Below are 13,458 nucleotides of genomic sequence, written 5' to 3' on the forward strand. Positions count from 1 at the left end.
ACACGCCGGGGCTGCTCGGCCGCCGTGCCCGGCGCTTATGGCGAGGCGGGACCGCCGGCGCCGGTGAGGCCATGCCTCCCGCCTGCCGCGCCCCGCCTCGACCCCGCCAGTTTCATGAAAGACGGCTGCCGGCTAGCGGACGATCAGCATCTGCCGGGTCACGGCGTGACCGCCCGTGCCCAGCGCCAACCGATAGAAATACAGGCCGGGCGGCAGCAGGCGGCCGGCTTCATCCCGGCCGTCCCAGCGGGCCGCATGCGGGCCCACCGGCTGCACGGCCTCCACGAGCGTACGCACGCGCCGTCCGAGCAGGTCGAACACCTCCAGCCGCACGGCACCGGGACGGTTCAGGCGATAGTCGATGTGCGTGGTCGTCCCGGCCACGAACGGGTTCGGGGCGTTCTGTGCCAGCTCGAAGAGCGCCGGGGTCTCCCCCTCGATGGCCGTGCTCACCGCGCGGAACAGGCGGACGTTGTCCACCTCGGCCCAGCTGTTATCGCCACTCGTGTCGGGGTCGTCATCGCCGTTCGTGTTGTCCACGGCCACGCCCAGCCGGTGCCCGATGGCCTCGGGCACGTCGTCAGCCGAGAAGGAAGCGGTGATCTCCACCATGGGCTCGCTGATGCCCTCGAAATCCCAGGTGGTGGTGGCAACCGGGACGCGCGTGCCGTTGTCATCGTAGTAGAGGATGACGTCGAAGGTGGTGGCCTGCCAGCTGCTCCGCGCATCCACGTGCAGCGTGTAGGTCTCCCCGGCCGCGATGACATGCTCGGTCAGTTGCCAGAGCTGGGGGTCGAAGTTGGCCAGCCAGGCCGCGCAGACCCCGTCGGTGGCGTTGGCATTGTCCGAGACGCCCGAGTCGACCGGGGGGGTGTCCATGCTCCAGCCGGGCACGTCGATGAAGTTCGTCACCCGGATGCACGGCGTGTTGCCGTTCGGGTCGAGTTCGAAGCTAGGGTTGATGAGCGTGATGGCTTCCTGGGCGTGGGCGCCGGCCGCCCACACGCCCGGCAGGAGCAACAGGACGAACGTTCGTAGCAGTGTCTTCATGGCATCCTCCGCATGGCATGCGTCTGGTTCGGGGGACAGAGGGGGTCAGTAGCCGGGGTTCTGCTCGATCACGCCGCCCCCCTGGTCGATGACCTCCTGTGGGATGGGGAACAGCACGTGGTGCGGCCCGGCGCTGGCACCCGCCGGCGCGTATTCGATGAACTTGCCGTGGCGGATCAGATCCTGCCGCCGGACCCCCTCGGCGTAGAGCTCGCGTCCCCGCTCCTGCAGGATAGCCTCCCGGAACTGCGCCTGCGTCATGCCACTCCAGGGTGCCAGCCCGGCGCGGGCCCGCACCTGGTTGACGTACTCGTAGGCCTCATCCGGGCCGCGCTGCTCGTTGATGGCCTCGGCCAGCGAGAGCAACGTCTCGGCGTAGCGAAAGACCGGCATGTCAAAGCCGTAACCGGGCCCATCCCCCTGGATGTCGGTGAACTTGAGCGGGATGGCCCCGCGCATACCGTTGTTGCGAGTCCGCACGGCGCCGGAGGTGGTCACGTAGCTATCGGCGATGGTATGGAGCCGCTCGTCGCCGGGCTCGAAGAGGTCGTAGAACTCCCAGGGCATCCAGAAACCGTACCACCCCGGCCCCCGCGTGATGGTCTTGCCCGAAGGCAGGGTCGTCGAGGCAAAGTTCGGCGGGATGATCTCCTGCGGCCAGTAGTTCTGCGAGGCTTCGTTGGCCGGGACGGCGTAGATGATTTCGTTGTTCTGCTCGACGTTGAACACGTCCGGGTAGTAGGGCATCAGCGAGTAGCCCATCGCCATGATGTCGCGGGCCACCTGTTCGGCTTTGGCCCACTGCTTCTCGTGCATGTAGAGGCGCAGCAGTACCATGCGCACGGCGCCCTTGCTCACCCGTCCCCAGTTGGCCGCATCGCCGTTGTAGCGGTCGGGTAGATCGGGCAGGGCCTCCAGCAGGTCCTGCTCGATGGCGGCCACGTACTCCTCTTTCGACGGGCGCGGGGTGATGGTGGGATCATGCAACGTCGCCGGGTCCAGCTTCACGTTCACCGGGCCGAAGAAGTCGTAGAGGATGTACATGAGCCAGCCGCGCAGCGCCTTCGCCTCGGCGATGTAGCGTGCCTTGACCTCGGGCGGCACGGGCGCGTCCGACTTCTGGATCTTGTCGATGACGTCGGTGGCCCGGGCCACGTAGCGGATCTTGGCGTAGGTGGGCCCGTTGCCGCCGTTGAACGTAGTCGGCCCCCATTCGAAGAAGTCGAACGTGGTGCTCCAGGGACTGAACAGCTCGTCCGTGGGGGTCATGCTCCGGATCAGGTACGTCTTCGGGTCGTGGTTGTAGAGCGCGGCATACCACACCCCGGCGCCCTGGTCGGTCGTTCCCCAGTCGGTCATGAAGGGGTTGTAGAGAGCGGCCACGGCGGTCCGGAAATCCGCCTCCGAGGAGAAGAACGTCTCCGGGGTCAGGTCGCCGAACACCTCCGGTTCGAGCAGGTCCGAGCATCCTGCCAGCGGGAGCAGGAGCAGACCGGAGAGCGCGAGCAGCACCGCGCAACGGGAGCAAGCCGCCGATACGGGCGACACGGGAAGGTTTTTCATGGTCCTTCGATGGCGCTAAAAGTTGAGCTCCAGCCCGAACGTCGTCGTATAGGCCTTCGGGTAGGGGTTCGGTTCGGTAAACTCCGGATCGAAGCCCGGATAGCTCGTGAAGACGGCCAGGTCCTGCACCGTCACGAACAGCCGGGCCGATTGCAGCGGGCTGCCCGTCCCCAGCAGCCGGCCCGGCACCGTATAGCCGAGCGACACGTTGCGGAGCCGGAGAAAGCCCGCATCCTTCAGGTTGAAGTCGTGGTTGCCGGTCGGATTCTGCGTGTTGTAGGGGTTGGTTGCAATGCCGGGAAAGGTGCCGTCCGGGTTCGTCGAGGACCAGACGTCCCGGGCATAGATGGTCGTGTTCTCCGGGTTGGTGGGCTGGGAGATCACGAAGGTGTTGGGCGCGAAGTTGTTGTTCCGCTTGTAGCCCAGGTTGCCGTAGAGGTAGACGTTGAGGTCGAAGCCGCCCAGCGTGAAGGTGTTGTTGAAGCCGACGACCCAGCGCGGCGCGGCATTGCCCAGGATGACCACGTCCTGCTCGTCGAGGACGCCGTCCCCGTTCTGATCGACGTAGCGGAGGTTGCCCACGTTGGCGTTCGGCATGTGGGCCGGGCGGTCGGTCTCGCTCCGGATGATGCCGTCGGTCTGCCAGCCGTAGATGGCATCGAGCGGGTCGTTCTCGCCGATATAGGGAGCCAGCGGCACCTGCGGGTTCCGCTCGACCCAGAAGCTCTTGTAGTGCGAGACGCTCACGTCGGTCTCCCACGCGAACCGCCCTGCCTCGACGTTCCGCGTGTGCAGCTCGATCTCGAAGCCGCGGCTGCGGGTGGCGCCCACGTTGTCCGCCACCCGCCCGACGGCGTTGTTCGACGGCAGCGGGTTGAAGTCGAGCAGGTCCCGCGCCGTCTTGACGAAGTAGTCGACCGAACCGCGGACGCGGTTGGCCCAGAGGCCGAAGTCCACCCCCACGTTGAAGGTCGAGACCGTCTCCCAGCGGAGGTCCGGGTTGGCCACCTGCGAGAGGGCCACGCCGTTGTAGAGCGTATTACCGATCAGGAAGGGGTAGCCCGGACTGTAGAGCTGCAGGGCATTGCCGCTGAGGATGCTCTCGTTGCCGGCCTGCCCGTAGCCGGCCCGCACCTTGAGCTGCGTCACGGCCGCCACGTCCCGCAGGAACGCCTCGTCCGAGACAATCCAGGCCGCCGAGATGCCGGGGAAGAAACCCCACTGGTGGTTCTCGGCGAAGATGCTGGAGCCGTCCCGCCGGGCCACCAGGGAGAGGATGTACCGGTCGTGCAGGCTGTAGTTCAGCCGGGCGAACTGCGAGAGCTTCGTCCGCGCGGTCTTCCACGAGCCGATGCGGTTCTGCAGCAACTCGGTCGAGACACCCAGGTTGTTGTAGGAGAAAGCATCGGTGAAGAAGCCCACGCCCTGCATCGAGGACCCTTCCGTCAGCGCCCGGTAATAACCCGCCCCGCCGACGACGGTCAGGCTGCTGGGGCCAAACTGGTTCGTGTAGGTGAGGTACGTCTCGGCGCTGTAGTTCTCGACGGTCGACTCGCTCTTCTGCGCCATCCCTTCCGGGAACTGCGCGTTGTTCGTGGTGCGTGGCAGGTAGAACCCCCGCACCGTCGACTCGCTCTGTGCCTGCCCGACGACGTTCAGCCGCAGCTGATCCGTCAGGTCTACCTCGACGGTCGGGGTGGCGAAAAGGCTCGTCGTCCGGCTCCGGTCGTCGATGGCCAGAAACGCCGCCGGGTTCATGATGAGCCGGTTGAAGGTAGAGGCGTATTCTCCGTTCTCCTCGAAGACCGGCACGGTGGGCGAATAGGCCATCGCCGCCTGGATCATGTTGAATTTCTCCTGCCCGCCCGAGTTGGCCCCCGTCGAGGCATTGTTGCCTTCCAGCCGGCTGGCGGACATGCGCAGGCGCAGGCGCACCCGATCCGAGACGGTCTGGTCCAGATTGACGCGGCCGCTGTAGCGCCTCAGCCCCGAGTTTTTGAGGACGGCGTCGTTGTCTTGAAGGTTGAACGAGACGTAGGCGGTCGTCGTGGCCGAGCCCCCGCTCAGGGACAGGTTGTGCTCGTGGATGTGACCGTTCTCGGTGATCAGCCCCAGCCAGTCCGTCCCCTCACCGGCCGCCTGCATCTCCTGCTCGGTAAAGAGCGGGATGTAGGGCGAGACGCTGTTCGGGTCGGTCGTGCCGTAGGGAGCGATGCGGTTTTCAAACAGGTACCGCTCGTAGGCCAGCCGGTTTTGCTCCTGCATGAACTGCCGGGCGTTCATCAGGGGGAAGTAGTCGTAGGGCGTCTGCGCCGAGAAGCTGCCGCGGTAGTTGACCCGCAGGCGGCCGGCCCGCCCGCTCCGGGTGGTGATCAGCACGACGCCGTTGGCGGCCGCCGAGCCGTAGATGGCCGCCGCGCTGGCGTCCTTGAGCACCGTCACCGAGGCGATGTCTTCCGGGTTGAGGAAGCTGAGCGGATCCCGGTCGATGCCGCCATAGAACCCCAGGTCGGTATCATCGAGCCCCGGCACGGAGGAGGTGTACTCGGTCACGGGCACCCCGTCGATGACGTAGAGCGGGGTGTTGTTGCCGCGCGGCGAGATGGCGCCCCGGATGTTGACCGAGACGCCGCCGCCCGGCTGGGCCGAGCGCGTCTGCAGGTTCAGGCCGGGCGCCCGCCCCTGCAGGAGCTGGTTGACCGTGGTGGTGCCCACGGGTTCGAGCCGCTCCACGTCCACCGTCGTGACGGCGCCGCTGAGGTTGCGCTCCCGCTGCGCGACGTACCCGACCACCACGATGTTCTCCAGCACCTGCACGTCCGGCACGAGCGCCACGTCGATCACCTCGCGCCCGTCGACGGGGACGAGCTGCGTCACGTACCCGACGAAGGAGAAAACGAGGGTGTCCCGCCCGGCCGGCACCTGCAGGCGGTACGTTCCGTCCACCCCGGTGGCCGTGCCCCGGTCGGTGCCCCGGATCACGATGTTCACCCCGGGCAGCGGCGTTCCTTCCTCCCGGTCGGTCACCTGCCCTCGCACGGTATGCTGGGCCCCCACCGGTGCCGCAGCACTCCCCGCCAGGAGGAGCAGGAACAGCAAGAACTGGGTCGCTCTCATGGAAACACGATGGTTTGGATGCAAAGACCAGGGGCCCGGACGACGCGGCCGGCATCCCATAGCGCTTCCGGGCGACAGGGCACGGCTGCCCCGCCTCCGGCGAACCGGCCGGGGATACCTTCTCGAACCCAGAATACTGGTTCAGAAGGTTACAGAACCACATGAACCGATTCAAGTGCAAATCATAGTACCCTGCCCCTCCATGACAGTCAAGATGAAAAGGTGAAGTTATGATGAAGGAATGATGAGGACGGGGAGGCGGTTCGGGCTCATGCCGCCTCGGCCGGCGCGGCTGTCGTGTCCCGCAGCACAAGCTTGAAATCGAGCTGGACCTTCTCGACGGGCAGGGCCGAGGTGGCATTGATGTGCCGGTCCAGGATCTGCACCGCCCGCTCGCCCATCTCCCGCTTGGGCACATGCACCGTGGACAGCGCCCAGGGAGCATACCGGAGGAACTCCAGGTCGTCGAAGCCCATCACGGAGACGTCCTCCGGCACCCGCAGGCCCAGTTCGTGCAGGGCCCGCAGCAACCCCATCGCCACCAGGTCATTGTAGCAGACCACCGCCGTGGGGCGTGCCGGGTGATGCTGCCTGAAATAGTCCATCCCCGCCCGGTAGCCGTCCTGCAGGTGCGCCCCCGCGTACACGATCTGATCCTTCCGGAGGGACAGGCTGGACTCACTGAAGGCCCGGCGCACTCCTTCGAGCCGGTCCTCGCTGTGCAGCGAATAGGGCGGCCCGGCAAAGTAAACGATCTGGGAGTGCCCCTGTTCGATCAGGTAGTTCACCGCCGCCTGCGACGCCCGGATGTTGTCGATATCGACCAGGTTGGCCTGCAGGCCCCGCACACCTTCCAGCAACACAAACGGCACGTTGCGCCGCTTCAGGTCGAAGATGTGCGAGAGGTCCGCCTGGCTGTCGAGCACAGGGGTGATGATGAGCCCGCTGACGTCCTTGGCCGTCATCAACTCGACGATCCGCTGTTCGGCCTCGTAGGAACCTTCCGAGCTGGCCACGAGGATCGTGTATCCGTTCTCCTCGGCAAAACGGCGCGCCCCGGCCACCACCTCGAAATAGTACGGGTTGTCTTCCTCCTTGATGATGACCCCGATGCTGCGCCCTGCCCGGGGACGAAGCCGGTTACGGGCGGCTTCCCGGGGCCGGTAGTTCAACTGCTCGATCACGGCCAGCACGTTGCGCCGCGTGGCCTCCCCCACCGTATCCTTGTTGTTGATGACGGCCGAAACAGTCGCCTTGGAGACCCCCGCCAGCCGGGCAACGTCCGAGATGGTTGGATTTTTTGACATGTCGATGTTCTCGTTGTGACTTGAATCGGTTCAAGTTAGGTTTATCCCGGTACCGATGCAACGGGGCCCCCGGCTAATGTTCCGATCCACCCCGGCTCCACCCGTCCATATCCCGGAGCACCCTGGCACCGGACAGACCGTTTCACCAATCCTTAACATTTCATACTTGCAAAGAAGCAGGCATCGCTTTACAATCTGAACCCTATTGAATCGGTTTATCAGGTTTTTGAACCGATGTAAACCCTTTTCCACCGCCCGGCCCGGCCGTTGCCAATGACGACGTCCCACGCGGCATCGCACCCGACACCGCCCGCCTCTCCCCTCCCCCGCGGCATCACCCCCGCTGCCTTCGGAACAACCGGGGACGGGGTGCCGGTCGAAGCCTTCCGGCTCGTCAACGCACGCGGCGCCTCGATGCAGGTGCTCACCTACGGCGGCATCATCACCGCCCTGACCCTGCCGGACCGGGACGGCCGCTTCGCGGACGTCGTGCTCGGCTTCGACACCCTGGAAGACTACCTGCACGACACCGCCTACATGGGCGCCCTCATCGGGCGCTATGCCAACCGCATCGCCGGCGGCCGCTTCGCGCTCGACGGCCACACCTACACCCTTGCCCGCAACGAGGGTCCCCACCACCTCCACGGCGGCCCCCGGGGGTTCAACAGGGTGGTCTGGCGGGCCCGGCCATTCGAGAACGCACGGGGCGTGGGGCTGGTCCTGCACCACACCAGCCCACACGGCGACCAGGGCTATCCCGGCACCCTGCAGGTACGGGTCACCTACACGCTCACCGACGACAACGCGCTCTGCCTCGACTACTTCGCCGAAACCGACGCCCCCACCCCCGTCAGCCTGACCCAGCACCTGTACTTCAACCTGGCCGGGCGAGGAAGCATCCTGGAGCACGAGCTCCAGCTCCTGGCCGACCACTTCACCCCCACGGATGCCACCCAGATCCCGACCGGCGCGATCCGGCCGGTCTCGGGCACCCCGTTCGACTTCACCGTCCCCACACCCATCGGCCGCCACATCCATGCCCACGATCCCCAGCTCCGCCACGGGCAGGGCTACGACCACTTCTTCGTGCTCCGGCGCAACGGCACCGCCCCCGAAGGTGACACGATGGTGCCGGCCGCCCGCGTCTACGAGCCCATGAGCGGACGGCGCATGACGGTCTACACCACCGCCCCCGGGGTGCAGTTCTACGCCGGCAACCGCCTCGACGGGCGCAGGGGCAAAAACGGGCACCCCTACCTCCCCCGCACGGGCTTCTGCCTGGAGACCCAGCACTTTCCCGATGCACCCAACCAGCCCACCTTCCCTCCGGCCATCGTGCAACCCAGTCACCCCTACCGGTCGCGCACGGTCTTTGCGTTCTCCGTCTGACCTCCACGCGCACCCATGCTTTCCCACGAACATCCCCATCGTCGCCTGAATCCCCTCACGGGGGAGTGGGTGCTCGTCTCGCCGCACCGGGCCCGGCGTCCCTGGCAGGGACAGGTCGAGAAGGTGCCGCCGGAGACGCGCCCGGCCTACGATCCGTCCTGCTACCTCTGCCCCGGCAACACCCGCGCCGGCGGGGCACAGAACCCGGACTACCCCGGCACCTTCGTCTTCGACAACGACTTCGCCGCACTCTATCCGGAGGTGCCACAGGCAGGCGTCGAGGAGGACGAGCTGTTCGTGGCCCGTACCGAGCCGGGCATCGCGCGGGTGATCTGTTTCTCCCCGCGGCATGACCTTACGCTACCCGAGATGCCGGTCGAGGCGATCCGCCGCGTCGTGGACGTGTGGACGGAACAGTACGCCGAACTGGGAGCCCGGCCGGACATCGGCCACGTGCAGATCTTCGAGAACAAGGGAGCGATCATGGGGTGCAGCAACCCCCACCCGCACGGGCAGATCTGGGCGCAGGCCACGCTTCCGGACCTGCCCGCCCGCGAGCTCGCCTGCCAGCGCCGGTACTTCGAGCGCCACGGGCACACGCTGCTGGGCGACTACCTGGCGCGGGAACTCGACCGGGACGAGCGGATCGTGTGCGCCAACGACCACTTCGTCGCCCTAGTGCCGTTCTGGGCCGTCTGGCCGTTCGAGACGCTGGTTATCAGCCGCCGGCCCGTCCCCGACCTGACGGCCCTCGACGACGACGAGAAAACGGCCCTGGCCGACCTGCTCAAGCGCCTGACGACGCGCTACGACAACCTTTTCGAAGTCTCCTTCCCCTATTCGGCCGGATTGCACCAGGCTCCGACCGACGGGCGCCCGCATCCCGAATGGCACCTCCACATGCACTTCTACCCGCCGCTGCTGCGCTCGGCCACGGTGAAGAAGTTCATGGTCGGCTACGAGATGCTGGGCATGCCGCAACGGGACCTCACCCCCGAAGCCGCCGCGGCCCGCCTTCGCGCCCTCTCCGAAACACACTATAGCGTTTGCGCTGCGTAGTGCGCGTATTCCTCGCCAACCAGTCCTGCCCATGACAACGAGGAAGCCTCTGTCCGGTGAGACCCGAGCACCGACCACCGCCGTGGCACCCGTCGACCGGGTGCGCCGGGCCTTCGAGCGATACGTCGGGCCGGCCGCAGAAGCGACCCTGGCCCTGGCGCCCGGCCGGGTCAACCTCATCGGGGATCATACCGACTACAACGACGGCTTCGTCCTGCCGATGACGCTCGGGCAGGCCGTCTACGTGGCGTTGCGGCGGCGGCCGGACCGGCGCATCGTCCTGCACGCGCTCAACTACGACGAGCGGCTGGAGGCGACGCTCGATGCCCTGCCCGGCCCCGGCTCGTCGTGGCGGCACTATGCCGGAGGCGTCGTGGCGTTGCTCCAGGAGCGGGGGTTCATACCGTCCGGCTTCGAGGGCGTCCTCTACGGCGACGTGCCCGTCGGCGCCGGGCTGAGCTCCTCGGCCGCCACCGAGGTGGCCCTGCTCGTGGGGCTGGAACACCTGTTCGGCTTCGCGCTCGAGGGCGCCGAGGGGGCACGGCTCTGCCAGCAGGTCGAGCACCGCTTCATCGGCGTGCAATGCGGCATCATGGACCAGTTCGCCGCCCGCCTGGGCCGGGCCGGGCACGCCCTGTTCCTGGACTGCCGCACCCTGGCCTTCGAGGCCGTGCCGGTGCACCCCGGCGAACACGTCTTCGTGATCGCCGACAGCCGTGCGCCCCGCTCGCTGGCCGCCTCGAAGTACAACGAGCGACGGGCCGAATGCGAGGCCGGCGTCGCGTTCTTCCAGCGCCTCTACCCACAGGTCCGGGCCCTGCGCGACGTCTCGGCCGAGATGCTGGAGGCTCACGCGGCGGCGCTGCCGGAACCGGTGCGGCGGCGCTGCCGGCACGTCGTCGGCGAGAACGCCCGGGTGCAGGAGGCCGTCGCGGCCCTGCGCGCGGGCGACCTGGCTCGCTTCGGAACGCTCATGACGGCCTCGCACGCAAGCCTGCGCGACCTTTACGAAGTCAGCTCGCCCGAACTCGACCGGCTCGTGGAGACGGCCTGCGCCACGGACGGCGTACGGGGGGCCCGGATGACGGGTGCCGGCTTCGGCGGCTGCACGGTCATCCTGGCACACCGCGACGCCGTGCCGGACCTGACGCAGCGCCTGTCCGCCGACTACCGCACCGACTTCGGTCGCACGCCCGCCGTCTACGTGGTCGAGCGAAACCTCGAAGCCGGTCCTGTGTCCTTTTCCTCCTGACCCCCCGCCGTTGCCATGTCCTGCCGTATCCTCCTCGCCCTGGCGTTCCTGCTTCCGGCCCTGTTCCGGCCCCTCCCCGCCCCGGCGCAGTCGTTCCACTTCGGGGCGGACCTCTCTTATGCGAACATGATGGAGGACTGCGGGGCCGTCTTCAAGGAGCACGGCACGCCAACGGACGTCTACGCGATCTTCGCCCATCGGGGCCACAACCTGGTGCGGGCCCGCCTCTGGGTGGACCCCGCCTGGCAGGAGGCGCTCGTGCAGCCGCCGGGCGTCAAGCCCCGGTACAACGACCTCGACGACGTGCGGGAAACCTTCTCCCGCGCCCGCGCCGCCGGCATGCAGTTGATGCTGGGCCTCCACTACTCCGACTTCTGGGCCGATCCGAGCCGGCAGGTCGTCCCCGCCCGCTGGGCCGCCATCGCCGACGACGTCGACGCGCTCGCGGACTCGGTCCACGCCTACACCAAGCAGGTCCTCACGACGCTCGACGCCGACGGGCTCATGCCGGAGTTCGTCAAGATCGGCAACGAGACGAACGGCGGGCTGCTCGTCCACCGCACCATGAACGACCGGTACGAGCCCGTCGGCACCCTCAGCACGGACTGGAGCCGCCACGCGGTGCTGTTCAACGCCGCCATCCGGGCCGTCCGCGAGGTCGGCGCCACCGCCGCCGTCACGCCGAAGATCGTCCTCCACTTCGCCGGGCTGAACAGCCTCGTCTGGCGCTACCAGAACCTCGTCGCCCACGGCGTGACCGACTTCGACGTGATGGGCTTCTCCTACTACTACGCCTGGCACGAAGCCAGCATCCGCGAGCTCGGCGAGACGATCCGCGCCCTCCGCAGCCGGCTCCCGGGCTACGAGGTGATGGTCGTCGAAACCGGCTACCCCTGGACCCGCACCGGCTTCGACAGCCTCCCCAACATCATCACCACGCCGGACCCGGACTACCTCCCCGTCATCCCCGAAAAACAGCTGGAGTACCTCGTCGACTACGCCCGCGAGGTCATGCGGTCCGGCGGCATCGGGGTCATCTTCTGGGAGCCGGCCTGGGTCTCGACGCCGTGCCGCACCCCCTGGGGGCAGGGCTCCTCGCAGGAGCACGTCGCCTTCTTCGACCCCGTCGAGACGAACTTCATGGAGAACGGCGGGGGACGCTGGCCCGAGGCGGCCTTCTACGAGGACCTCGATGCCCACAAGATCACGTTCCAGGTGGACATGACCGGGCAGGACACCGAGCGCGGCGTTTATATCCGGGGCACCTTCACCGACGGCGAGATCGTCCCCATGGCCGACCTGGGCGAGGGGTTGTTCAGCTTCTTCGCGTACCTGCCCGAGGGCGCCACCGGCACCTACCACTTCCTCAACGGCCCCGAGGCCACGGACCGCGAGACCGTCCCGGCCGCGTGTGCCGCCGACGGCACCGACCGCCGCTATACCGTCCCCGCCTCCGACGCCGTCTTCGCCTTCCGCTGGGCAGACTGCACCCCGCTCGTGGACACGCCGGTGGAGGTCACCTTCGCCGTCGACATGACCGGGCAGGACACCTCGCGCGGCGTCTACATCACCGGGCACGTCACGGACTGGGAGATCGTCCGCATGACCCCGCAGGGTGAGGCCATCTACACGTACACCACCTCCCTGATGCCCGGCAGCGCGGGCGCCTACTATTACCTGACCACCAGCACGTGGGACAACTACCAGGCCTTCCGCGAGTCGGTCCCGGCCGCGTGTGCGACGTGGTACGGCTCGGACCGGGGCTACGTCGTGCCGGACACGCCCGCCGTCTTCGCCGTACGCTGGGGGACGTGCGAGACGTTCGCCTGGCCGACGGCCCGGGAGGACGCGCCCTCCACCGGCACGCTCCGGCTCCACCCGAACTACCCGAACCCGTTCCGCCGGACGACCACGCTGACCTACACGTTGCCGCAGGCGGGTCCCGTGCGGCTCGCCGTGTACGACGTGCTCGGCCGCCGCGTGGCGCTGCTGGTGGACACCCGCCAGGCCGCCGGCACCTACCGGACCGCGTTCGACGCCACCGCGCTGCCGCCCGGCCTGTACATCGCCCGCCTGACGACGCCGGCCGGCACCCTCACCCGCCCGCTCGTGCGGGCGCAAGGACACGATCAATGACCGCTCCGGGTGGTGATAAGGATGGCGCCGTTGGCCCCCCGGGACCCGTAGATGGCGGTGGCGGCGGCGTCTTTCAACACCTCGATGCGTTCGACGTCGCGGGGGAACAGGCCTGCCACAACCCCGCTGTACGGGCCCGGGCTGGGCACCCCGTCGATGACGAAGAGCGGCTCGTTGCCGCCGTCCGGGAACACGCTCCCCTGGATCCGCACGACGTAGGACCCTGCCGGCCCGCGCAGCACGGTCACGCCGGCCAGCCGCAGCACCTCTTCGATGCGACGGGCCGACGACGCTTCGATCTGCTCGCGCGTGACGACGGACACGGCAGTGGTCAGGCGTTCTTCTTTCTCCGTGCCGTATCCGACGTTGACGTCGCCGTCCTGGCGATGCGCAGCGGGCTGGGCGGTTCCGCAGCCGGCCAGCAGCAACAGGAGCACGGGAAGGACGAAACCGGAATCGTTCATGGCAACCCCCTCCGGGCGGTCGATGACCCGGTGGCGCACCGGATACATCGCGTGGGACGAACATGCAGCCTGCTGAAGGTTAACGCGAGGTACGGCGATCCGTTCGCCACCGGCTTTCCGT

At 67.7% G+C, this 13,458-nt stretch carries 9 protein-coding genes; 4 read left to right on the top strand and 5 right to left on the bottom strand.

Going from position 1 to position 13,458, the window contains the following annotated elements; translation table 11 throughout:
• Positions 1–132: 132 nt before the first annotated feature.
• The 4 genes from GQ464_RS00325 to GQ464_RS00340 form a co-directional block, all read right to left on the bottom strand.
• On the bottom strand, positions 133–1,050 hold the full coding sequence (locus GQ464_RS00325; RefSeq protein ID WP_166975240.1) for a FlgD immunoglobulin-like domain containing protein: 918 nt from the start codon (positions 1,048–1,050) through the stop codon (positions 133–135).
• A gap of 45 nt (positions 1,051–1,095) precedes the next feature.
• On the bottom strand, positions 1,096–2,562 hold the full coding sequence (locus tag GQ464_RS00330; RefSeq protein ID WP_228350462.1) for a RagB/SusD family nutrient uptake outer membrane protein: 1,467 nt from the start codon (positions 2,560–2,562) through the stop codon (positions 1,096–1,098).
• 66 nt (positions 2,563–2,628) lie between these two features.
• Positions 2,629–5,730 (bottom strand): SusC/RagA family TonB-linked outer membrane protein, encoded by a 3,102-nt coding sequence (locus GQ464_RS00335; protein WP_166975246.1) that lies wholly within the window; start codon positions 5,728–5,730, stop codon positions 2,629–2,631.
• 269 nt (positions 5,731–5,999) lie between these two features.
• The gene (locus tag GQ464_RS00340; RefSeq protein ID WP_228350463.1) at positions 6,000–7,037 is read right to left on the bottom strand and encodes a LacI family DNA-binding transcriptional regulator; all 1,038 of its coding nucleotides are present in this window, start codon (positions 7,035–7,037) and stop codon (positions 6,000–6,002) included.
• Between the two features lie 273 nt (positions 7,038–7,310).
• Between GQ464_RS00340 and GQ464_RS00345 the strand changes: the two genes are divergently transcribed.
• Genes GQ464_RS00345 through GQ464_RS18665 form a run of 4 tightly spaced genes read left to right on the top strand, consistent with a single transcriptional unit; the run spans position 7,311 to position 12,873 of the window.
• Complete coding sequence (locus GQ464_RS00345; RefSeq protein ID WP_166975249.1) at positions 7,311–8,426, top strand: aldose epimerase family protein; 1,116 nt, start codon at positions 7,311–7,313, stop codon at positions 8,424–8,426.
• Positions 8,427–8,441: 15 nt separating this feature from the next.
• On the top strand, positions 8,442–9,485 hold the full coding sequence (locus GQ464_RS00350) for a UDP-glucose--hexose-1-phosphate uridylyltransferase (RefSeq protein WP_166975252.1): 1,044 nt from the start codon (positions 8,442–8,444) through the stop codon (positions 9,483–9,485).
• 31 nt (positions 9,486–9,516) lie between these two features.
• Entirely contained in the window at positions 9,517–10,737 is a 1,221-nt protein-coding gene (galK, locus tag GQ464_RS00355) for a galactokinase (RefSeq protein WP_166975255.1), read from the top strand.
• Between the two features lie 15 nt (positions 10,738–10,752).
• Positions 10,753–12,873, top strand: a complete 2,121-nt coding sequence (locus GQ464_RS18665) for a glycosyl hydrolase 53 family protein (protein WP_262899682.1) — start codon at positions 10,753–10,755, stop codon at positions 12,871–12,873.
• Here GQ464_RS18665 and GQ464_RS00370 read toward each other — a convergent pair.
• Positions 12,867–13,337, bottom strand: coding sequence for a TonB-dependent receptor plug domain-containing protein (locus GQ464_RS00370; RefSeq protein ID WP_166975258.1), 471 nt, complete (start codon positions 13,335–13,337; stop codon positions 12,867–12,869). The genes GQ464_RS18665 and GQ464_RS00370 overlap by 7 nt on opposite strands.
• Positions 13,338–13,458 lie beyond the last annotated feature (121 nt).

It is taken from the genome of Rhodocaloribacter litoris (assembly GCF_011682235.2).
GTDB classification, from domain to species: domain Bacteria; phylum Bacteroidota; class Rhodothermia; order Rhodothermales; family ISCAR-4553; genus Rhodocaloribacter; species Rhodocaloribacter litoris.

Excerpts from the sequence above, each read along its gene's own strand:
- GQ464_RS00325 (WP_166975240.1), bottom strand. The coding sequence starts at position 1,050 with ATGAAGACACTGCTACGAACGTTCGTCCTGTTGCTCCTGCCGGGCGTG.
- GQ464_RS00335 (WP_166975246.1), bottom strand. The coding sequence starts at position 5,730 with ATGAGAGCGACCCAGTTCTTGCTGTTCCTGCTCCTCCTGGCGGGGAGT.
- GQ464_RS00340 (WP_228350463.1), bottom strand. The coding sequence starts at position 7,037 with ATGTCAAAAAATCCAACCATCTCGGACGTTGCCCGGCTGGCGGGGGTC.
- GQ464_RS00345 (WP_166975249.1), top strand. The coding sequence starts at position 7,311 with ATGACGACGTCCCACGCGGCATCGCACCCGACACCGCCCGCCTCTCCC.
- GQ464_RS00350 (WP_166975252.1), top strand. The coding sequence starts at position 8,442 with ATGCTTTCCCACGAACATCCCCATCGTCGCCTGAATCCCCTCACGGGG.
- galK (WP_166975255.1), top strand. The coding sequence starts at position 9,517 with ATGACAACGAGGAAGCCTCTGTCCGGTGAGACCCGAGCACCGACCACC.
- GQ464_RS18665 (WP_262899682.1), top strand. The coding sequence starts at position 10,753 with ATGTCCTGCCGTATCCTCCTCGCCCTGGCGTTCCTGCTTCCGGCCCTG.
- GQ464_RS00370 (WP_166975258.1), bottom strand. The coding sequence starts at position 13,337 with ATGAACGATTCCGGTTTCGTCCTTCCCGTGCTCCTGTTGCTGCTGGCC.